Origin of the sequence: Moraxella oblonga NBRC 102422, assembly GCF_001598275.1 — a bacterium.
Classification (GTDB): Bacteria; Pseudomonadota; Gammaproteobacteria; order Pseudomonadales; family Moraxellaceae; genus Moraxella; species Moraxella oblonga.
The window spans coordinates 46868-66908 of the sequence record NZ_BCYQ01000008.1 but is presented as its reverse complement, the minus strand read 5'-3'; the positions used below and the strand labels follow the sequence as shown (position 1 = coordinate 66908).

The following is a 20041-nucleotide window of genomic DNA, read 5'->3' as shown; positions in this document are numbered from 1 at the left end:
GGTTTAATTTATGCTATGATAGCAAAAACAGAGGTGAGTTTAAAACATTTAAATTTAGGAAAAGCCCATGAACCAACCTAGCAAAGCCTCCACTTGCCAAACCCTTAGCATTGATGACCAAGCCGTCAAAAGCGTACTGGGACAAACCCCCCTACCCACGTCTTTTCACAAGATTAGCCCTCTATTTGGTGATACGGGCGAACCTACGGCCGATTGCTACATCAACCGTGATTTATCCACACTTCGCTTTCAGCTAAGGGTGTTGGCACAAGCAACCAATCCTCGCTACCCACTGCTTGAACGTATGTTTTTTTTAACGATTTTTTCATCAAACATGGATGAGTTTTTTGAAATTAGAGTGGCAGGGCTGATTCAAAAAATGAAAAATGGCGATGTTTCTAGTAGTTTGGACGGACGAAAACCCTCCGAACTGCTCGCCGAAATCAGCCAAGTAGCTCATCGTGCAGTTGAGGAACAATACCGAATTTTAAATGACAATATTTTGCCAGAACTTGCCCAGCATGACATACGTTACCTAAAACGGCACGAACTCACCCCTGCCCAAAAAGCATGGATGAAGACCTACTTTTTTGAACAAGTCATGCCTGTTTTGACACCCATCAGCATTGACCCTGCCCACCCCTTCCCAAGACTTGTCAATAAATCGCTCAACTTCATCGTCAGTTTGGAGGGCAAGGACGCTTTTGGGCGAGATTTGTCGCTTGCCATCGTTCCTGCCCCTCGCTCATTGCCTCGTGTGATACGCCTACCTGATGAACTCACAGACGGCAAAGAACACCACATCATGCTCTCTGCCGTCATTCACGAACACGTGGGCGAGCTGTTTTTGGGCATGAAAGTCAAGGGTTGTCATCAGTTTCGCCTAACTCGCAATGCTGACCTTGATTTGTCTGATGATGTGGACGATATCGCCAAAGCGTTGGAGGGTGAGCTTGGCAATCGCCGTTTTGGGCATAAAGTTCGCCTAGAAGTAACCACCAACTGCCCAAAAGAGCTGTACCAGCTATTACTTCGTGAATTTGAACTTGATGAATCCCAGCTTTATCGTGTCAATGGACCTGTCAATCTCACACGCATGCTGACAAGTTTTGATAAACCTGAACTTAAATTTGCTCCATTCAACCACGCCACGCCAAAGGTATTTTTGGGCAAAGAGAGTATGTTTGATGTGATTGGTCGCTCTGATGTGCTGGTTCATCACCCTTTTTCTGCCTTTAACCCTGTGGTGAACATGTTGTGGCAAGCAGGGGCTGACCCTGATGTACTTGCCATTAAACAGACCATTTACCGCTCTGGGGTGAACTCTGATGTTGTCAAAGCACTCGCCCAAGCTGCTCGTAATGGCAAAGAAGTAACCGCCGTCATTGAGTTAAGAGCCAGATTTGACGAAGCCTCCAACATCGCTGTCGCCAATATGCTTCAAGACGCTGGGGCTATCGTGGTGTATGGTGTGGTCGGCTATAAAACCCACGCCAAACTCATGCTCATCGTCCGCCGTGAAAATGGTAAAATCCGCCGTTATGCTCATCTAGGCACAGGCAATTACCACGCTGGTAACGCCAAGGCCTACACCGACTATGGATTATTTACCGCTCACGAAGAAATGTGTGCAGATGTGGCAGGTGTGTTTGGACAATTAACAGGCATGGGCAGACCACTGCCATCTCGCCAAATCATGCACGCTCCATTTACCCTGCATGGTGGACTAAGTCAACTCATTGACCAAGAAATCAATCATGCCAAAGCTGGCAAAAAAGCACGCATTATCCTAAAATGCAATGCCGTTACCGAGCAAGGCATCATCAACAAACTTTACGAGGCAAGCTGTGCAGGGGTGCAGATTGATTTGATTGTACGCTCTATTTGCTGTCTGCGTCCGCAGGTCAAGGGTTTGTCCGAAAACATCAAAGTACGCTCCATCGTAGGGCGGTTTTTGGAGCATACACGGGTTTATTATTTTTACAACAATGGCGATGAAAAACTCTATTGTTCTAGTGCTGACCTGATGGATAGAAATCTTTTACACCGTGTGGAGGTGGCTTATCCGATTTTGGATAAAACCTTATTTACCCAAATCTATGAAGACGGCTTGATAAATTACCTCAATGACAACATGCAGGCGTGGGAGCTAGACGGTCGTGGCGAATGGCACCAAGTTGCACACAGCGAGCCTGTCCATGATGCACAGGCGGTACTGCTTGATAAAATCTGTGGAGACATACGATGAGTGTTTGCCCATGTGGTATGGCACATGATTATGGCGAGTGTTGTCAGCCTTTTCATACTTTTGCCAAACTACCAGAGAGTGCCGAACAACTCATGCGTTCACGGTTTTCGTCATTTTATCTTAAAAATGTAGATTATATCATCGCAACCACTGCCCCCGCCCAGCAGAATTTGTTGGATAAACCTACCCTACAAGCGTGGGCAGATACGATGAATTGGACGCATTTGACCGTCATCAGCCATAACAAAGTTGGCAAACGCCATGCCCAAGTGCATTTTAGGGCATATTTTGACAATGATGGGCAACAAGGCGTGCATGACGAACGCTCCGCCTTTGTCAAAGTGGGTGAGCGGTGGTATTTTTTAGACCCAACTTTACCCACAAATTTGACAGGCAAACAACCTTGTCTGTGTGGCAGTGGTGATAAATTTAAAACCTGTTGTGGTCGGTTTTTGGGTTAGTGGTTTTTTATAAAAAAGGGTGTATAATACGCCCTTTTATTTTGCCAACTTTTATATCTATACCAACCAATTTGACGTTGGATAAATCGGTTGGTAATTTTTAAGTACAGAACAATCCATGAAATACATCGTCAAACTCCACCCTGAAATCATGATGAAAAGCGATACCGTGCGTAAACGCTTTGCAAAGGTATTGGCAGGCAATTTACGCCAAATCTTAAAACCCATTGATGAGACAGCCGTTGTGGTGTCACACTGGGATTATCTAGAAGTTCGTCATAAAGACCTCTCTCTTCGTCCGCTCATCATTGACAAAATGCAATGCACCTCTGGCATTCATCATTTTTTAGAAGTAGAAGAATCGCCCTTTACTGATTTGCATGATATTTTTATGCAAACCCTATCCAAAGTCAAAGACAGTCTTGAAAATAAAACTTTTTGCGTGCGTGTCAAACGGCGTGGCATACACCCTTTTACTTCTGTACAAATCGCCCAATATGTCGGTGGTGGATTAAACCAAGCAGTACCCAGTGCCAAAGTCAAGCTCAAAAACCCCGACATTACCGTCAAAATAGAAATTGAGAACGACAAAATGCTCTTTGTCAAAGCTCGCTTTGATGGCATGGGCGGTTTTCCCATGAGTACCCAAGAAGATGTGTTATCACTCATCTCAGGTGGGTTTGATTCTGGTGTGGCAAGCTATGAATTTATCAGACGTGGTAGCCGTGTACATTATTTATTTTTTAATATGGGTGGCAAAACGCACGAAATTGGCACAAAACAGATGGCACATCAACTGTGGGAGCGTTATAGCTCATCACATAAAGTTCGCTTTACTACTGTTGATTTTGAGCCTGTGGTTGCACAGATTTTGACTAATATTGATGATGGGCAAATGGGCGTGGTGCTAAAACGCATGATGGTGCGTGTTGCTAGTGCCATTGCCACAAAAAATCGCATTCAGGCCATTGTCACAGGTGAGGCATTGGGACAAGTCGCCAGCCAAACCCTCACCAACCTTGCCATGATAGATAAAGCCAGTGATGTTTTGGTGCTTCGTCCACTCATCACCAAAGACAAAGCCGACATCATCGCCACCGCAGAGCGTATCGGCACAGCAGACATCGCCAAATCCATGCCAGAATTTTGTGGCGTGATTTCAAAATCCCCCACCGTCAAAGCAGTTGAGCACAAACTGATTGCTACCGAAAGCAAGTTTAATTTTGAGGTGTTAAAACACGCCATTGACACCGCCATCACCATTGACATCAGAGACATCAAACACCAAAGCACAGACACGCACGCCATAGAAACAGTAAGTATGGTGGGTGATGATGATGTGGTGATTGATATTCGCTCGCCTGATGAAGTGGAAAACGACCCATTTGACAAGGCGGATTTACACATTGCTTTTTATAAATTGGGTGGTGAATTTGAAAAATTAGACCAAACCAAAACCTACCTACTCTACTGTAAAAAAGGGGTGATGAGTGGCTTACAAGCGGTTTATCTTAAAGATAAAGGGTTTGGGAACATAAAGATTTTTAAACCCACCGCCTAAACCTCACACATGGTAAAGACCCACCGCCTTTACCATGTCCACCATCTCGTGTGCATGTATCCCAAATGGGCGATGTTTTGCCAGCTCATCACCCATTATGCCATGCCATGCCACAACCTCATGAATATCAGCATCCAAACCTGCCATCATGCCTGCCAATATGTCGCCCATACCCGCTGTCGCCATGTAGGGGTTGCCAAATGGGCATACATAGACATCACAACCATCAAATGACAACGTATTTGCCCCCTTAATCACCCACTGACCACCGTATTTGGCGTGTAGATTTTGTAAAGCTGTCCATTTATCACCATCCACATCTGCCACACTCACCCCCAAAAGCCGTGCCGACTCTGCCGAATGAGGCGTACAAATGACATGATTTGGTAATTTAACAGGATTTTTTGCCAAAAAGTACAACGCATCAGCATCAAGCACCACTTTATCAAAAGGGTGTTGCAAAAGAATCGTCATCACTTTATCATAAATTACCCTTGCCCAATCATCACGCCCAAGCCCCATACCAAAAGCTACGCGGTCAAAGCTCGCCCAATCTACATCATGCTCAATATCCATCACCATCACATTGGGTGAACGCGTCAATATGGCACCATGGTGTCTGGCATGACAAATGGCAGTAACTCGCCCTGCCCCCACACTCATCGCCATCTGACTTGCCATAATGACTGCTCCGCCCATACGCTCATGACCGCCGATGATTGCCACCGTACCAAAATGACCTTTGTGGGCGGTTTTTTGCCTTGCTCGTGGTGTTGGTTTATCAGACAAGTATGCCAATACAGACAGTGATGCGTCAGGGGGTATGATGGGTAGATTGATGATTTGACCAACAAAATCCTTTGCCATACCAACAAACAACCCTATTTTTAATCCCAAAACACACAGCGTGACATCTACCTGCGTACATACTGGCATGGGCACACCTGTATCAGGGTGCAGACCACTTGGGACATCAAGGGCGATTTTTGTGCCGTTTTGATGATTGAATAACTCAATCAAAGATACATTATCATCATCAAGCAATCTATCCAACCCATTACCAAACAATGCGTCAATGTGTATGGCTTTTTCAAACTGACGACAAATATTTGCCCAATCACCATACATCGCCACCCCCAACGAAGCAGATTTTGCACGAATAGCATCTGCACTTTTGGGGGTATTTGGGGCAAAAATTTGTACAGTAAAATCATGCCCACACAGATAATCTGACAGGTATTTGGCGGTCAAATAACCATCACCACCATTATTGCCCACACCACACCAGATGATGATGTCTGCTTGGCAGATGTTATTATTTTTAATAAAATCAATAACTTGAAAGCAGATTGCCAAACTTGCTTGTTTCATCAGCCCAAATGAGCTGTTACCCTCGTCAAACCAGCGTTTCTCCCAACACTTTATGGATAAAGCACTATAAATGGGCGTTTTCAAAACAACCAACCTTGTTGTTTGTTGGTGGTGTCGTATAACCAACCTGTCAGTTGCTCATGACAAACCACATTCTCATCAATCACCTCAAACACCCTAAGCTCATCACGGCGAAAAGCATGCACGATGACTGCATAATGATCAAAGCCTTGTAACTGATGTGCTTGCACAATAACATCTTTGCTTGCTTTAATGCCATTGACTGCCACCAGCACATCGCCCACTGATAACCCTGCACGACTTGCCATGCCCTCTCGGTGCAAATGTGTGATGGTAAGACCACCCTCACCCTCTTTGGTGTCCATACCCCAGATTTTTTGTTGGGATTTTTTGACAAATACCAAGCCAAATTCAGCCAACATCTCCAAAACTGGCAATGGATGTACACCGATGACATATTTTTCATAAAAATCTTGCCACACTTCATCGCCCACCATGCCAGCAATGACCTCGCCCAACGTTTGAGTTGTTATACCAAAACGCCGATTGTCAGCTTGCTGTGATTTTTGATAAAACGCCAAAACCACATCAAACAAACGATGACGACCGTCTGAATGTTTAAGCAAAGTCAAATCCAGACACAACGCCACCAACGCCCCTTTGTTATAATAACTCACACTTTGGTTGGTAGTATTTTCATCAGGGCGATATAACTTAATCCATGTATCAAAACTAGATTCAGCAACACTTTGATGTTTTTTGCCATCAGTTTGTAGATAGCGGTTGATTTGATTTTGCAACAGTTTAAAATAGCTGCTATTATCAATCACACCTGATTTTAGCAACATCAAATCATCAATATAACTTGTAAAACCCTCAAACACCCACAAAAGCGGTGTGTAGGCTTCGTGTTGCAAATCTGATGTTATCATCACATCAGGTCGTACCGACTTGACCCACCATGCATGAAAATACTCATGACTACACAACCCCAAAAACCGTTGATAATGCTCATTTGGTACTTCTGTATGTTCATCTAGTGCCGTTGGTAAATCACTGCGTGGCGTGATAAGTGCAGTAGAGTTAATGTGCTCCAACCCACCATACTCACTGCCCGTCACCATAGTCATAAACGTATATTCATCAAACGGCGTATCACCCAGCCAATCCACATAAGCCTGACAAATCTTTTGAACATCTTGTGACAAACGTGTCAATGCTGTACTGTGCAAACCTGCGATGAAAAAACGATGATTGATGAATGTATCGCCACATTTAACGCCAAATTTAAAAAAGGCTTGACGACCAATCTCAAAAGGATAATCATAACACTCAAAAGCAGGCAACGACTCAAACTCAATACGCAACCCCTCATCATCACGGTGCTGTGTATGTTTTAATCCTGAGGCAAGTATGGTGTTGGGATTTTTTGCCAAAAAACGTTTGGGTATGGTCATGTCAATCTGACAAGGTGCTTGCTCCAAGCCTTGCACCATAAGCAGTAGTGAGGTAAAATTCCCAAAAATTCGTCCATCATCAACAAAAGCCGTCCGCACCGACAAATCATGACAATACACCTCATAATGCACCACCACCTCATCACCTGACTTGACATTTTCCAAGACATAGTGATTTTTATCGGTTTTAATCGCTCTTTGTGTACCATCTTTGTCATAATAAACGGTGGTGATGTGCTTACTAAATTCACGAATCAGATAACTGCCTGCTATCCAAGTCGGTAGCCACAATGTTGGTGCATCACACGGAGCAACGAAAGTCATACGCACGTCCACCAGATGTGCATAATACCGCCCAAAATCTAAATGATGATTGATGATTGCCATATTTTTTCCAGTCTGATAAATACCACGATTTTATTATAAAACCTCCAAATAATCCACAAAAAAAAACACCGCCCTAAGACGGTGTTTTTAAAACAAAATTTATTGTTTTTTGGCACCAAACGCACCTGTGGTATTGGTTTTAGCATCCTCAAACACGCCTGCCAGCTCTTGGGCTTGGTTGCCAAAAAATGCCCCTTGTGTTTTAACAGTTGCTCCTGTCGCACTGCTAAATGCACTGCCTGTGATGTTGGCATTGATATTGATGTCAGATTTACCAGTGCGAGTAACCGCCCCTGTTAAGTTCTTCTTGGCAAAGTCTACGTTAAACTTGGCAGTGGCACTGGTATCCACCTGAGCACCATTGACAACGACCGCCTTGCCGTTATAGATGGCTTTACCCGATGTTGGCACGGACTCGTTAGTGGTCTGGTTGCCTTGATAGAAAAGGCGTGGATTTTGACTACCCACTTTTACTGTACCAAAACGGCTGTTATCATAACCATTGACCACACCGCTATAATTGCTGGCCGAAAAATTCTTCCAATCGCCATTTGAGTTGCTATTTAACGGAATGGCGGTGTTATTGATGACTAGCGTGGTTAAAGGTTTGCTGTTGTACTCACCGACACCCACGTTGGCAGTAATGTCGTTAAATTGGTATTGGGAACTGACATTCTCATCACCAAAGATTTGCACCCAATAATAACCATATTCACTGTTTGGCACATAAACCACACCCACACCAATTTTGGTATGTGTGTCAGTCATAATGGCTGCATAATGACTTGGACTCTCTCTCCATTGTTTTACTGCCTCTGCGGCTGTTTTACCGCCACCTGCCAAGTTTTCATTGGAAGTGCCACGACCAACAATACCTACATACCAATCTTCATTGTTGGGGCGTGTATGAGAAAACTTTTGAACCGACTCAATTGCACGAAGCTGTGCGTGAGCAGATAATCTTTCGTCATAAACAAGCGGTGCCAAGCCTTTTTCAGCACGCAGTTTGTTGGTTTCTTTGATGACATTTTGAATCTCTGTAGCAAACCGATTGGCAGGAGAAGTTGCTTGGGTTGCTTTGCCACCTGCGATAAATGCACTTGGAAGAGTCTTGCCAGCAGACGGTGTGGTAATTGGCGTAGTAATTGGTTTGGTTGGGGTTGTTGTAGTGCCATTATTTTTGTTGGCATTGGTATTTGTACCAGTGTTGGTATTATTGGTGCTTGTATTTGGGTTTGTGTTGGTATTTTTATTGGTACTTGTACCAGTATTCTTGTTAGCATTCGCATTGGTGTTGGTATTTGTACCAGTATTTGCATTAGTATTTTTACTGGCATTATTGCCACCAATGATGACAGGACTTGTATTTGGTGCCACTGCACCACCACCGCCACAAGCCACCAATGCTGTAGAAAGAACTGATAAGGCGAAAAATAAGGATTTTGTTTTCATAGGGCTACCTACTAATGAAGAAAAATGGACAAATCAAACCCATTTATTATTCTACCTTAAAAGTAACCAAAATGATATAAAAATATCTCCCATATCATAAAAAGATACAAAAAGCAAACAAATATGCCAACCACACCAACATCACAACCCCTCCCCCTTCAAAACATCGCCAAAATAACAATTTGCCTTATTGTTATACTGTTGTTATACTAACATTCCAACCCTTGCCCATTAGGATTTGATGATGACCTCCACCCCTTTATTAGTATTTGACATCGAGACCATACCAGACCTACAAACTGGTAGACGTTTGTACGATTTGGACGGTTTAAGTGATGACGATGCACTTACCGCTTTGATTGCATTACGACAAGCCGAAGCAGGCAATGATTTTATGAGATTGCCACTACATCAAGTCGCTTGCCTGTCTTTTTTATGGGTGGAAAATAACACATTCAACCTACGTTCATTGTCATTACAAGACAAAAGTGAATCGGAGATTTTAGCCACCTTTTTGCGAGCTTGCACCAAAAAAGCCACACTCATCTCATGGAATGGGGCGAATTTTGACTTGCCCGTCCTACTCTATCGCATGGCACACCACAAAATAGATGCAAGTGCTTTGATGAATGCTGGTTTTCAAAAAAATGACTACCTATATCGTTATAGTGAAAAACACATTGACCTTATGGATAAATTTAGCTTTGGTTCATATGGTGCCAAACAAAAACTTGACACCATAGCCAGTCTGTGTGGATTTGCAGGCAAAGGCGATATTGATGGCTCACAAGTTGTGCCTATGGTGCAAGCAGGTCAATGGGATAAGCTGACCACCTACTGTGAATCTGACGTGCTAAACACATGGTTTGTGTATCTTAGATATTTACATTTGACAGGCAAGCTGGATTTAGACAACCTAGAAATCGCCACAAACGGCACAAAAGACTATCTACACACCCTACACAATCACGATGGTTCATTGCGTCATCAGGCATTTTTAGAAGGGTGTGCAGGGTGAGTGTATATTAAAAAAACCGTTATCTTGGATAACGGTTTTTTTAGTTTAGTGATGTACATGGTTGTCGTGTTGATGCTGACTGTGATTATGATTGGTGTGGTCGGTATGATTATGATGTTCGTTATGTTCTATCATTTGATGAGTACCATGAGCATGACTGGCGTGGTCGTGATGATGACCGTGCAAATGGTGCATGGCGGTTGGTGAGAGCATGATAAACAACCCAGAAACAAACATCATCGCACCACTGATTTTACGCACGTTAAATGCCTTGATATGGCTTTGTAGCCACGACAATGCCCCACCCGTCAGCACAAGTGCAGGCAGTGTGCCAAAACCAAACATCAACATAAACAACACGCCTGCCCCACTCATGTGTGTCGTAGCTGATAAACTCACCGCCATGACTAATGCCCCATACACAAGCCCACAAGGCAAAAGCCCCCACAAAAGTCCTGCTGTTAGTGCTTTTGGTAGACTATCCATTGGCAATACCTTTTTGCGAAGGGGCGCAAGGGCATTCCACATACCCAAACCCATTTTTTCAAGGCGATTTAGAAATGGCACACCCAGCATGAGCAAAGACGCAAACACCACCGCAAGTCCAAGCACGATTCTAGGTAGTGCATTACCTGTCAAAAATCCTGCCAAAATATGCTCACCAAACAATGTCGCAACAAGACCAAGCCCCATATAACTCATGAGTCGACCCACTTGATAGGTCATGATAAGTGCCATGCGTTTTTTGGGGTTTAGGTTTTGGATAGAAATGCCAAACGCTGTAACAATACCACCACACATACCCATACAATGCGGTGAGCCAAGTAGCCCCATGAGCAGGGCAGGCACAACCAACACACTCATCGTTTATCCTCATTTATCTTGGCTTGGACATCACGGCGAGCTTGGCGGTCATCAAGGATAATCTGGTCTGGTGCGTTATCTAAATCCTCAAACTGATTTGACCGCACCGCATACACCACCGCCCAAATCGCCACCACAAATAGCATAAGACTAAGCGGAATCAATAGATAAATAATATTCATAACACCCCCAAAATTTTTGTTATTTTATCACACAACCGCCAAAAAATCATGGTGAAATTTATCTGCCCTTTCTTTGCTTTTCAACTTGCCATCACACCACAAATTGATTAGAATAGTTGATTTTGGGGGATTTTATGTGGTGGTTTGTTGGTGTTGTGGTGATTATCGTGGTTGGGGTGATTTTAACAAAAACACGTCAAGAAGCCGTTGATTCCACTCCACCGCCTGTCAAAGGTGATGAGCTTGCTATTTGGCCCTTTACCGTCATGCCAATCATGACTGATAGCGAAGTGATTTTTTTTAAAAAATTGGTAGAAGCTTTGCCCGAATACCTAATTTTTAGCCAAGTTCAACTCTCTCGTATCATCGAGCCAAGCGAGGATGCGGGCAATGACAGGGCATTTTGGTTTAACCGCATTTGTCGTCAAAGCGTGGATTATGTCGTGGTTGCCAAAGACTGCCAAACTGTACTACTTGCCATAGAATTGGACGACTGGACACATGAGAGCAAAACTCGCCAAAAACAAGATGACAAAAAAGACAAAGCCCTTGCCAGTGCAGGTATTGCCGTGGTGAGATTTCATGCCGAACGTATGCCAAGCATACAAATGATACGCCATGATGTGCTTATGGTGTTACAAGATTTATAAAAAAAGTTGCTATAATGCCCCAAGTTTGAGAAAATAGCTCATTTTTAAAACAACCTTGATTTTGGTAAAGAGCGTACATTGTCATTATCATCATTAAAATTACAAACTCTGCCCAGATTTTCTCTAAACTTCGCTGCCAACATCAGTGCAAGTTTATGGATGCTTATTGGTTCGGTGCGAGCTTTTCATTGGGTCAAGCCAACGATGACGCAATTTTTGCTGTTTGCAATCCTTGCATTGGGAGCAAACATTCTTTTTGCGTGGCTTGCGTCTGATTTTGGTAGTGAGTTTAACGAACAAGGACTCATCAGCTACCTAATCTGGCCCACCATCATGCTCCTTGCTGGCATTGTACTTGCCAGACGCACCCAAAACCACGCTCTTACATTTGTCCCTGCGATTTTGTGGTTGGTGGCGGACGTTTTGTTGGCATTACTTCAAAGTGGTGTACAGTTTTTATATCTCAAACAATGGCTACCCAACCAAACACACTACTGGCTATCCATCTTGTTTATGGCATTGTTTGTGTGGCAAACCACTTCACTTTTGTGGATTTTTGCCAAACAGTTGCACTGGGCATGGTGGGAACAAACACTCACCCTATTTGGGGCGATTGCTCTTTTGGTCATGTGGCAAAAAAACGTCCTAAATCAGCCTATTTTTAAAATTCCAGAAACCCCCATCACCATCAGCGAAACCGCCTTTTATGCCCAACCGATGATTTTGCATGACACATTAACCAATATCCAAAAAAACACCACAGGAGTCAGTGATTGGTATTTTGTGGGTGTGGCAGGTTATGGTGATTTAAATGTCTTTAAAACTGAAATAGAAGAAGCCAAAAAACTCTTTGACGTGCGTTTTGGCACGAAAGGCAAATCAGTCGCCCTCATCAACAATCCCACCACATGGCAAACTGACCCCATAGCGAGCAAAAGCAGTCTAGACACCACCCTAAAATATGTCGCCAAACAGATGAATGCTGACGAAGATGTGTTATTTTTGACCATCAGCACACATGGAGCTGTGGATCAATATGGCAATATTTTGGGGGATTTGGTTATGGATAACACCCCCCTAGATTTGGACGACATTGACCCCAAATGGCTACGCCAAACCCTAGATGCTTCAGGCATACGTTGGCGTGTGATTGTGATTTCGGCGTGTTATTCTGGAACATTCATCAAAGAATTATCTTCGCCCACCACCGCCATCATCACCGCCTCACGTGCTGATAGAGCCTCTTTTGGCTGTACGGCAGATGCTGATTTGACTTATTTTGGGCGGGCTTTTTTTGCCGAAGCTTTGCGAGATAACACCAGTTTTGAGCGTGCTTTTGCACAAACTGTCCGCCGAGTGAGTGAGCGTGAAGCCCTAAAAGGTTTTGAGCCATCTGAACCCCAAATGGTGGTTGGCAGTCTCATGAAAACTGCCCTGCCTGAATTTGAAAAAATGTTATTTGAACATAAAGGAAAAGAATAGCCTTGACACTATAATCACACCACCATCAATAAACTAAAATCTCATCACAAAAACCATCCACCCTACGCCAGTCTTTGGGTTGGTTTTTGTTAGTGCAACTTTTCCACCATGAACAAAAGCCATAGCATTTTTTCACTTTATAGAATACATTTTTCAATAAAAATAGCTTGCTTTTAAGGAATACTAAAATGAACCCAACCGTTGCCATCATCACCTCAACCGTAGGACGTAAAAGCCTGCTACGCACCATAAAAAGCGTTCAAAACCAAAGCTATCCTTGTAAACACTATATTTTTGTGGACGGAAAACAATATCACAAAACCGTCAAAAACATGGTCAAAGCCTACCCTGATGTTGAAGTCGTTTATCTACCCATGAATACAGGAGGTGGTGCAAACGAATTGATGAATTCCACCATCAATGCCATTGCACCTTATTTGGTAGAAGAAGAGATTATTTTTTATTTGGACGATGATAATTGGTATGATGACGACCATGTAAAGACATTGGTAACAGATATGCAGACACACCATGCTGATTATGCTTATGCGTTACGTTATTGTGTTGATGAGAAACAACAAATCATTTGCCCAGATGATACCGAAAGTTTAGGCTTTTGGTCCGCACCAAAAACACGGTTCTATCCACTATCTATTCAGATTGACGACATTGCCATACAAACTGGAGTATATTCAACACTGTCTTTTGATTGGCCATATTTAATAGACGTCAATTGCTTTGCCATGAGGCGTGCATTGGCACAGAGCCTAAGCACAATCTGGGTGATGACTGGGTGTGGCAATGATCGTAACATCACAAAACATTTATTTAGCCACCCACAGCTTATTGGCATCTGTTCTGGACGATATACAGTATATTATTATATAGATATCACAAAATATAACCAAGTGGCATTTGACGACTCAATTGCCCAGTCATTGGACTTAACCAACAAACCACACAGAGAGTATTTAATACAATTGGAGTCCTTCAAAGTCAAAAACAACATCTTCAAATTAGAAAATCAAGACGAATTTGGCAAAACGCCTTGGCAATATAAAACCATGTTCAAACACGATGAACAAGATGCAGAACCCAAATTATTCAGATTAGAATAAATAAGCGTGATGAATTAAAAAATAATAGACTTCCCACAATACTAATTTTATACTTAATTCATATCAAAACTATACAGCAAAACCGTTCGCCCCCAGCTTGCCTGTGGGTGAGTTTTCGTTATGGTTCAACAAGCTCACCACGAACGAAAAAACCTAATGTGGTGCATTTTGGGTTTAATTGACTATAAATTCAAAGTTTTGTGGAAAGTCCAACAAACATCACCAACTGTCTGTCAGATTGCCCTCTTTATCAAAAATCTGTGTTTTTATTTTCTTGCCATGCTCATATTCTACCACTTCTTTTCCACCATCAAAACGACCCTGCACACATCTACCGTGCATTAAGCCGTCTTGATATGCTACTGTTTTATCATAAAAATGCACCCATTTACAGTCAGTAATTGGCAAATGGTCAATCACCCCTGTACCGTTTTTAATGATTTGATTGCCTTGTTCGTCCCACGCATTCTGCGGAATAATATCCTCATTATAGCCTTCTTTGACAAAAGTAAATTCTATACTTTTAACACCATTTGGATAAAAACAATGATATTTGACAAATTTTCCATTTTCGTCCAATACCGTCTCACCCGCCAATGAACCATCTGCGTGCCACCATCTGGCAATGTCGTGTTTTTCATCATCAACACCAAAAAGCTCACGCTTTTTTTGTCCATTATCATAAAAACTCACCCAAGTATCATCTTCACGCCATTCTCTCTCCAATTGCCCATTCTCATAATAAGTTTTTACGTTGAGTGTTTTGCTACTATTATTATGTCTTTCATATATCCTAACTTCTTTGAGCTGACCATTTTCATGCCAATGCTTTCTCTCACCAACCCACGCACAAATATCACCATTAAGATAATGACTTAATTCTTTGGGTTGTTGTGAATTTTTAAAACACTCTATCTCTGTGGTAATCACATCATCGCCTTGTCGATGATATTCATAAAAATATTGGGTATAAGGTTTGTTTTCATCTTTATTCCAAACCAATTTATACTGCCTTTTTGTCAAAAATCCCTGTTCAAATTCACCGACGTCATCAATGGTGGTAGAATAACCCTCTGTGGTATAATCAAACATTTTAAATGTGCCGTGTGGTTTACCATTTTGCATGGTTAAAACATAGCCTTGTTTGTCATCATAATATTCATAAACGCCTGTAAAATTTTCATCAAAAGGCTTGCCATATTCATCAACCAAATAAAGATTGGGATTGGCTTTAATATAAGCGACAATTTGAGCCATAACTGCTTTGTCATGATGCCAGACATATCTTTGCATTTCTTCTAAATCCATGCCCCAATCTTGATAAGTTTGGCTCATTTTTTGGTCAAAGTTAGAATAAGTTTGGTGCATGACACGGTTGATTTCATCAAAATCTGCAAAATTAGAAAAATCAAGCTCTTCACGGCGATTATCACTAATCACATATTGGGCATAAGTAAAGCGTAAAATATCTGCCATTTTATTTGCCCCCACTTCATATAACCCTTCTAAGCACCCTTTAACTGCATCATCATAGCCATTAAAATACAATTGGCTAAATCCACCATTGCTAATTTGCCCTGCTACTCGTGGAAATAGGCAAAGGGTTTTTAACACAGGGGGTAATTTTGGTAAATACTCTTTTTCGTCCATTTCTTTATTCAAGAAAAAGAATACCGCATTGTGAAAATACCAATCATTTTGTAGATAATAAGACATTTTATAAGTACGAGGTTTGATAAAGGTTTCGTTCATTGTTTTATTGATTGTTTCTCTCATCAGCTTCTCCTTATGTGGCTTGGCATTAAAAATTTTAGAAAACAGCTTTTGTAGCATTGACATTACTCATAAAATCATTCATCAAAAAAATAAACCCAACCAAATCTTTTTGGGCTTTTATGACATTATACCCCAAAAAGCCCTGTTGACAAATATCTATCCCCTCTATCACAGACGACAAAGACGATGACAGCACGAGGGTTAGTTGCTTTGATGGTTTTGGCGATTTGATAGCTGGCAAAACCTGCCCCACCGCTTGACACCCCACAAAAAATCCCTTCGGTGCGTGCCAAATGTCGCATATAGTTTTCGGCATCTTGTTGGTTGATGTCAATGATTTGGTCAATGTATTTATCATCAAAAATCTTGGGCAGATATTGAGGCGACCAACGGCGAATCCCTGCAATGTTTGAGCCGTCTGACGGTTGCAGACCGATGATTTGAATGGCGGGATTTTTTTGTTTTAAAAATTTAGAAACCCCCATAATCGTCCCTGTCGTTCCCATAGAGCTGACAAAATGAGTGATTTTGCCATCCGTCTGTTCCCAAATCTCAGGGGCGGTGCCGTGATAATGAGCCTTCCAGTTATCATCGTTGTTGAATTGGTCTAGTACCACACCCTTGCCGTCCGATTGCATTTGTCTTGCCAAATCTCGTGCCACCTCCATATTTTCCACTTCTATCAACGTCGCTCCATAAGCACGCATGGCATCTTTGCGTTCTTGGGTGGAGTTTTTTGGCATGATGAGAGTCATTTTATAACCCAGCATGGCAGAAACCATAGCCAAAGCGATGCCTGTATTGCCAGAGGTTGCCTCAATAAGCGTGTCGCCTTGACGGATTTGCCCACGTTTTTGGGCTTCGTTAATCATGTTAAAGGCGGGGCGATCCTTGACAGAGCCTGCTGGATTATTCCCTTCTAGTTTGGCAAAAATATCAGCATTAACATCATCTGCCAATCGCATAAGACGAACAAGGGGTGTATTACCTACCGTATGAGCCAGTGTTTGCATGTGTATACCTTTAAATTTTAAAAAGTTGATTTACTCATAATTTTATCAAAAAAAGATGTTAATTTGATGAAATTTTAGTAAAATAAAGGGTTTTTACAAATATATAAAAATAGGTCAATCATGAATCAATTTGCCATCGGTCAGCGTTATCTCTCCGACACCGAAAGTAACCTTGGGCTTGGGGTTATCATTGACATGGATGAACGCTCTGTTCATATTTTATTTCCCCAAAGCCAAGAAACTCGTGTCTACGCCAAAGCCTCTGCCTTACTCTCTCGGGTCGTGTTTGGGGTGGGCGATATCATCAAAGACCAAGACGGCAACGAATTTATCGTCTCGCACTGCGAAGAAATCTCTGGTGTCATGAAATATCATCTCACCTGTGGCAAAACCCTCATGGAGACACGACTTGGGGCAAATATCACGCTTGCCAAACCCCTAGAACGCCTACTGGCTGGACGTATTGAGAACAGCGAATGGTACAACCTACGCCAAGACGTACTAAAACTATCTGCCATTCATTCACGTCAGCCTCTGCGTGGTCTGATTGGTGCAAGGGTAGACATCATCAACCATCAGCTATACATTGCCCATGAAGTTGGCAAGCGTATGCACCCTCGTGTGCTACTGGCAGACGAGGTTGGACTTGGCAAAACCATCGAAGCAGGACTTATCGTCCACCAACAGCTCATTACAGGCAAGGCAAAACGTGTGCTTATCCTAGTGCCAGACAGTCTACAATACCAATGGATGATTGAACTTAAACGCCGTTTTAATCTGGATTTTGCCATTTTTGACCTTGTACGCACCGCCTCTATCAAAGAGCATAACCCCAACCAAAACGTCTTTGACACCGAACATCTCATCATCGCAAGCATTGACTTACTGCTTGACCATGCTGATTTGTACGAACAAGCCTACGCCTCAGGTTTTGACCTGCTTGTGGTGGACGAAGCTCATCATCTGGCTTGGGATAGCGATGTGGGTGGCAATGACAAATATGAGTTGATTGAGAGTTTGGCTCACATCATCAAAGGCGTGCTATTGCTCACCGCCACGCCAGAACAGCTTGGCATGGAGAGTCATTTTGCACGTTTGCGTTTGCTTGACCCACATCGTTTTGATGATTTGGATGATTTTTTGGCAAGCCAAGACAGTTTTGGTGATGTTGCAAATGTCGCCACCACCTTGATTGATAACGAGTTTTTAAGCGAAAAACAAATCCGTGCCATAGCAGGACTTATCGGACTTGACGAAGACAAACTTTCTGACATCAACGACAACGACCGCACTCGCCACATGGCATTAAACGAAATTTTAGACCGTCATGGGACGGGACGTGTACTTTTTAGAAATACTCGTGATAGTGTACAGGGATTTTTTGGCAGAAGTCCCATTCCTTATCCGTTGCCGTTACCTAGTGCATGGCAAAACACCCCCTATACCAACGGTAAGTTGCGTGAACAACTGTGGGGCGAGGAACGTTTTCCTGACGGTTCATGGTTGGAAGCCGACCCACGAGTCAACTGGCTCATCAGCATTCTAAAAAATGACCTAAAACACAAAAAAGTCCTACTCATCGCCCGCTCTGGAGCAACGATTGAGAGTTTAGAGGCTGTGCTACGCCTACATGCTGGCATTAAAACCGCCATTTTTACCGAACAAATGGATTTGCTAGAAAGAGACCAAGCTGCCGCCTACTTTGCTGACACACATGGTGCTCAAATCCTACTTTGCTCAGAGATTGGTTCAGAAGGACGCAACTTCCAATTTGCCCAAGACCTTATTTTGTTTGATTTGCCTGCCAATCCTGACACCTTAGAGCAACGTATCGGACGGCTTGATCGTATCGGTCAAACAGGGCAAATCACCCTACACGTCCCCTTTGTGGTTGGCACTGCCCAAGAACGCCTGTATCACTGGTATGACCACGCTCTCAACATCTTTAACCACATCAGCCCCACCGCCCAAACCGTCCAAGAACATTTTATCGGTGAATTAAAACCCCTACTTGAAGGGCAAGGCACAGTTGATGAATTTGCCAAACTTGTCGCCCAAGCGACCGCCTTACGGATTGATTTGGAAAACGAACTCCAAAACGGACGAGACCGCCTGTTAGAATACAACTCTTGCCGTCCTAGTGTGGCAGGACGTATCTGTCATGCCATGCGTGAGCTTGATGACACACCACTATTGCCTAGATTTTTGGAAAGCTACCTAGATGCAGTGGGGCTTGATTATAGCGTACAAAGAGATGGTACATGGGTCATTCACCCCATAGATGGCAGTCAGACCGAAGGGACGGGTGTTGAGAACTTGCCTATTGACGAAAATGGCATGACACTCACTTTTGATCGCCATCAGGCACTGGTGCGTGAAGACATTGCCTACATGACCTTAGAACATCCATTCATCAGTGCCATCATTGAGATGATAAAATCAGGCACGTTTGGTAACACCCAAGTTGCCTTATTACGTTCATCTGCCATACCACAAGGCACGCTCATGGTAGAAAGTCAGTTTAGGGTGGAGGTTGTTGCCCCAGCTCATCTTAACCTATCGGCTTATCTACCCAAACAAATCATCAGGGTATTACTTGCCGAAAATGGCAGTGATTTGACAAACATTGCCACCACCGACAAGCTACTACCACTCATTGAACGCCTAGAAAAAGCCAAAGCTCGTCAAGTTATCAAGGCACGCCAAACCATCATTAGTGAGCTTGCCCAACAAGCCAAAACCCTAGCAGGTGGACAGCTTGCCGACATTGGACAAAGTGCCAGTATGCAATTTGGCGACTATTTGGATAAAGAAATCAGTCGCCTTACTCGTCTACAAGCCATCAATCCCAATGTCCGTGATGACGAAATTCAGGCACTGCACGACATGAAACAAGAAGGCATTTCTGCGTTTGCTCATCTATCGCTTGTACCTGACAGTATCCGAGTATTGGTGGCGGTCAAGCCCAACTAAACCAAAA

At 43.0% G+C, this 20041-nt stretch carries 15 protein-coding genes; 8 read left to right on the top strand and 7 right to left on the bottom strand.

Features of this window, described 5'->3' with window-relative positions:
• Nucleotides 1-67: 67 nt before the first annotated feature.
• From ppk1 to thiI, 3 genes are all read left to right on the top strand, one after another.
• Entirely contained in the window at nt 68-2248 is a 2181-nt protein-coding gene (gene ppk1, locus MOB01S_RS02775) for a polyphosphate kinase 1 (protein WP_084349589.1), read from the top strand.
• Nucleotides 2245-2709, top strand: a complete 465-nt coding sequence (locus tag MOB01S_RS02770; RefSeq protein WP_066801264.1) for a YchJ family protein — start codon at nt 2245-2247, stop codon at nt 2707-2709. The genes ppk1 and MOB01S_RS02770 overlap by 4 nt, the downstream gene beginning before the upstream one ends.
• 118 nt (nt 2710-2827) lie before the next feature.
• Nucleotides 2828-4270 carry a tRNA uracil 4-sulfurtransferase ThiI gene (thiI, locus tag MOB01S_RS02765; RefSeq protein WP_066801262.1) on the top strand — a complete coding sequence of 481 codons (1443 nt, stop codon included), beginning with the start codon at nt 2828-2830 and terminating at the stop codon, nt 4268-4270.
• Between the two features lie 3 nt (nt 4271-4273).
• Here the strand turns inward: thiI and MOB01S_RS02760 are convergent, their stop codons facing one another.
• From MOB01S_RS02760 to MOB01S_RS02750, 3 genes are all read right to left on the bottom strand, one after another.
• Entirely contained in the window at nt 4274-5725 is a 1452-nt protein-coding gene (locus MOB01S_RS02760) for an NAD(P)H-hydrate dehydratase (protein ID WP_157073875.1), read from the bottom strand.
• A complete protein-coding gene (locus MOB01S_RS02755; RefSeq protein WP_066801253.1) occupies nt 5722-7506 on the bottom strand; it encodes a M61 family metallopeptidase in 1785 nt (594 codons plus the stop codon). Before MOB01S_RS02755 ends, MOB01S_RS02760 begins: the two co-directional genes overlap by 4 nt.
• A 99-nt stretch (nt 7507-7605) precedes the next feature.
• Complete coding sequence (locus tag MOB01S_RS02750) at nt 7606-8958, bottom strand: Slam-dependent surface lipoprotein (RefSeq protein WP_066801250.1); 1353 nt, start codon at nt 8956-8958, stop codon at nt 7606-7608.
• Nucleotides 8959-9202: 244 nt separating this feature from the next.
• Here MOB01S_RS02750 and MOB01S_RS02745 point away from each other — a divergent pair, with 244 nt between their 5' ends.
• A complete protein-coding gene (locus tag MOB01S_RS02745) occupies nt 9203-9976 on the top strand; it encodes a 3'-5' exonuclease (protein WP_066801247.1) in 774 nt (257 codons plus the stop codon).
• A gap of 45 nt (nt 9977-10021) precedes the next feature.
• Here the strand turns inward: MOB01S_RS02745 and MOB01S_RS02740 are convergent, their stop codons facing one another.
• Entirely contained in the window at nt 10022-10840 is an 819-nt protein-coding gene (locus MOB01S_RS02740; protein ID WP_066801244.1) for a sulfite exporter TauE/SafE family protein, read from the bottom strand.
• Complete coding sequence (ccoS, locus tag MOB01S_RS02735; protein WP_066801241.1) at nt 10837-11022, bottom strand: cbb3-type cytochrome oxidase assembly protein CcoS; 186 nt, start codon at nt 11020-11022, stop codon at nt 10837-10839. The genes MOB01S_RS02740 and ccoS overlap by 4 nt, the downstream gene beginning before the upstream one ends.
• 134 nt (nt 11023-11156) lie before the next feature.
• Here ccoS and MOB01S_RS02730 point away from each other — a divergent pair, with 134 nt between their 5' ends.
• The 3 genes from MOB01S_RS02730 (at nt 11157) to MOB01S_RS02720 (ending at nt 14272) form a co-directional block, all read left to right on the top strand.
• Nucleotides 11157-11672: a DUF2726 domain-containing protein gene (locus MOB01S_RS02730; protein ID WP_066801237.1), complete on the top strand. Its 516-nt coding sequence runs from the start codon at nt 11157-11159 to the stop codon at nt 11670-11672.
• 78 nt (nt 11673-11750) lie between these two features.
• Nucleotides 11751-13154: a C13 family peptidase gene (locus MOB01S_RS02725; RefSeq protein WP_066801233.1), complete on the top strand. Its 1404-nt coding sequence runs from the start codon at nt 11751-11753 to the stop codon at nt 13152-13154.
• Between the two features lie 188 nt (nt 13155-13342).
• Nucleotides 13343-14272: a glycosyltransferase gene (locus tag MOB01S_RS02720; protein ID WP_066801230.1), complete on the top strand. Its 930-nt coding sequence runs from the start codon at nt 13343-13345 to the stop codon at nt 14270-14272.
• Nucleotides 14273-14491: 219 nt separating this feature from the next.
• Here MOB01S_RS02720 and MOB01S_RS02715 read toward each other — a convergent pair whose 3' ends face one another.
• Both MOB01S_RS02715 and cysM read right to left on the bottom strand, forming a co-directional pair.
• On the bottom strand, nt 14492-16048 hold the full coding sequence (locus MOB01S_RS02715) for a DMP19 family protein (protein ID WP_066801228.1): 1557 nt from the start codon (nt 16046-16048) through the stop codon (nt 14492-14494).
• A gap of 125 nt (nt 16049-16173) precedes the next feature.
• A complete protein-coding gene (gene cysM / locus MOB01S_RS02710; protein WP_066801226.1) occupies nt 16174-17061 on the bottom strand; it encodes a cysteine synthase CysM in 888 nt (295 codons plus the stop codon).
• A gap of 120 nt (nt 17062-17181) precedes the next feature.
• Here cysM and rapA point away from each other — a divergent pair, with 120 nt between their 5' ends.
• A complete protein-coding gene (gene rapA / locus MOB01S_RS02705) occupies nt 17182-20034 on the top strand; it encodes an RNA polymerase-associated protein RapA (RefSeq protein ID WP_066801224.1) in 2853 nt (950 codons plus the stop codon).
• Nucleotides 20035-20041: the final 7 nt, after the last annotated feature.

Excerpts from the sequence above, each read along its gene's own strand:
- ppk1 (WP_084349589.1), top strand. The coding sequence starts at position 68 with ATGAACCAACCTAGCAAAGCCTCCACTTGCCAAACCCTTAGCATTGAT.
- MOB01S_RS02770 (WP_066801264.1), top strand. The coding sequence starts at position 2,245 with ATGAGTGTTTGCCCATGTGGTATGGCACATGATTATGGCGAGTGTTGT.
- thiI (WP_066801262.1), top strand. The coding sequence starts at position 2,828 with ATGAAATACATCGTCAAACTCCACCCTGAAATCATGATGAAAAGCGAT.
- MOB01S_RS02755 (WP_066801253.1), bottom strand. The coding sequence starts at position 7,506 with ATGGCAATCATCAATCATCATTTAGATTTTGGGCGGTATTATGCACAT.
- MOB01S_RS02750 (WP_066801250.1), bottom strand. The coding sequence starts at position 8,958 with ATGAAAACAAAATCCTTATTTTTCGCCTTATCAGTTCTTTCTACAGCA.
- MOB01S_RS02745 (WP_066801247.1), top strand. The coding sequence starts at position 9,203 with ATGACCTCCACCCCTTTATTAGTATTTGACATCGAGACCATACCAGAC.
- MOB01S_RS02740 (WP_066801244.1), bottom strand. The coding sequence starts at position 10,840 with ATGAGTGTGTTGGTTGTGCCTGCCCTGCTCATGGGGCTACTTGGCTCA.
- ccoS (WP_066801241.1), bottom strand. The coding sequence starts at position 11,022 with ATGAATATTATTTATCTATTGATTCCGCTTAGTCTTATGCTATTTGTG.
- MOB01S_RS02730 (WP_066801237.1), top strand. The coding sequence starts at position 11,157 with ATGTGGTGGTTTGTTGGTGTTGTGGTGATTATCGTGGTTGGGGTGATT.
- MOB01S_RS02720 (WP_066801230.1), top strand. The coding sequence starts at position 13,343 with ATGAACCCAACCGTTGCCATCATCACCTCAACCGTAGGACGTAAAAGC.
- MOB01S_RS02715 (WP_066801228.1), bottom strand. The coding sequence starts at position 16,048 with ATGAGAGAAACAATCAATAAAACAATGAACGAAACCTTTATCAAACCT.
- cysM (WP_066801226.1), bottom strand. The coding sequence starts at position 17,061 with ATGCAAACACTGGCTCATACGGTAGGTAATACACCCCTTGTTCGTCTT.
- rapA (WP_066801224.1), top strand. The coding sequence starts at position 17,182 with ATGAATCAATTTGCCATCGGTCAGCGTTATCTCTCCGACACCGAAAGT.